The 1,594-nt window shown below is 74.8% G+C and carries 3 protein-coding genes; all 3 read left to right on the top strand.

Features of this window, described 5'->3' with window-relative positions:
• Nucleotides 1-151 precede the first annotated feature (151 nt).
• Nucleotides 152-592 carry an aspartate 1-decarboxylase gene (panD, locus tag UWG_RS0110695; RefSeq protein WP_016907201.1) on the top strand — a complete coding sequence of 147 codons (441 nt, stop codon included), beginning with the start codon at nucleotides 152-154 and terminating at the stop codon, nucleotides 590-592.
• A 120-nt stretch (nucleotides 593-712) separates the two neighbouring features.
• Nucleotides 713-1,177: a hypothetical protein gene (locus UWG_RS0110690; RefSeq protein WP_157838548.1), complete on the top strand. Its 465-nt coding sequence runs from the start codon at nucleotides 713-715 to the stop codon at nucleotides 1,175-1,177.
• A gap of 214 nt (nucleotides 1,178-1,391) precedes the next feature.
• Nucleotides 1,392-1,594 (top strand): VOC family protein (locus UWG_RS0110685; protein ID WP_033196076.1); only part of this gene is annotated, 203 nt, incomplete at its 3' end.

Raw genomic sequence — 1,594 nt, 5'->3', positions numbered from 1 at the left:
GGGGCGCCCCCCGGCCCGCCAGTACACCGGCTGACCTCGGGGCGGGTGGCGCCGCGGAGGGGCTGACCGGGGGCGCGGCTCGCTGTACAGTGGGGCAGAAGCCCTTGACCTGCGCAAATGCGGGCAGGGAGCCCACATTTCAGGAGTTGCGATGCTGCGCACCATGTTCAAGTCGAAGGTCCACCGCGCCACCGTGACCGAGGCCGACCTGCACTACGTCGGCTCCGTCACCGTCGACGCGACGCTGATGTCCGCCGCCGACCTGCTCCCCGGCGAGCTGGTGCACATCGTCGACATCACCAACGGGGCCCGGCTGGAGACGTACGTCATCGAGGGCGAGCCCGGCTCCGGAGTCATCGGCATCAACGGGGCGGCCGCCCACCTGGTGCACCCCGGGGACCTGGTGATCCTGATGAGCTACGCACAGGTGGACGACGCCGAGGCGCGGTTGCTGCAGCCGCGGGTCGTCCACGTCGACGGTGCCAACCGCATCGTCGGGCTCGGCTCCGACGCGTCCGAACCCGTCCCGGGCGGGGAGGCGCGGCGCAGTCCGCACGCCGTCGGCGCGGGGCTCGAGCACCCGGCGGGATGAGCGCGGGCGGGCGCGTGCCCGGGGCGTCCTGGACGAGCCGGCGCCGCGCCGACCGTCCGCGCGCGAGGTGACTTCCGTGCAGGGGCGTGTCCTGGAACGCCCGCCGGGGGTTCTCCTTGCATGCGTCACGCTATCCCTCTGCTCACCGTCCCCCTGCTCCTCGCCGCCTGTACGACGGTCGACGGGCGCGGGAGTTCCCCGCGCCCCGAGGAGCACCGCAACACCCCTTCCGCAACGTCGCGTTCGGTCCCCCAGCGGACGGAGGGGGCCGGGGTGCCAGAGGCGAGCGCCGAGGTTCCGGAGCACGCAGCGAGCACGGAGCCGCCCCGCACCGACGGCTCGAACCCGCGGCAGCGTCGCGCCGCCCGCCCGCGCGCCCCGGCGCCCGACCGTCGCGAGCCCGCCGCGCCGCCGCGGCCCGCGCCCGAGGCCGAGGCCGAGCCTGAGGCGGAGGCGCCCTCCTCGCCGCCGAGGCCGCGGGTGTCCGCGCGGCCGTCCTCGGAGATCGCGCACCTCTGCGAGTTGGGCCGCGACGGCGCCGTCGGCCCCGACGTCGTCGCCGCCTGCCGCCGTCACTACGGGTGACCCGGCTGGGGCTGGGGCTGGTGCGGGGGCGGGCTGCCGCCCTGCGGTGGCGGCCCGTGCGGGACGACGGTGGGGGCCGCGCCGCCACCGTCGAGCTCCCGTCACGTCGAACGGTTCGGCTGGTCAACGGCGCTTGGGCCGAGGCGCGTTCGGAGGGGGCGCGAGGGGGCAAAATCCGTGGTGGATCGCGTGGTCTTCGTGCATGCTTCGCCGCATGGTTTCTTTGGTGGAGAACGTGGTGGTCGACTGTGCAGACGCCTACGGGCTGGCTCAGTTCTGGAGCACGGTGACGGGCTGCCCCGTGCACCCGGGCGACGAGCCGGGCGACCCGGAGGTCCTGGTGACGCTCCCCGAGGGCCCCGCGCTCGTCTTCATCCAGGTCCCCGAGCCGAAGACCGTCAAGAACCGCCTCCACCT

Source organism: Streptomyces xiaopingdaonensis, from assembly GCF_000262345.1.
GTDB lineage: Bacteria > Actinomycetota > Actinomycetes > Streptomycetales > Streptomycetaceae > Streptomyces > Streptomyces xiaopingdaonensis.
This window is presented reverse-complemented; position numbering and strand designations above follow the sequence as displayed.

Bases quoted from the DNA above. Each gene is read 5' to 3' on its own strand.
- panD (WP_016907201.1), top strand. From the start codon at position 152: ATGCTGCGCACCATGTTCAAGTCGAAGGTCCACCGCGCCACCGTGACC.
- UWG_RS0110690 (WP_157838548.1), top strand. From the start codon at position 713: ATGCGTCACGCTATCCCTCTGCTCACCGTCCCCCTGCTCCTCGCCGCC.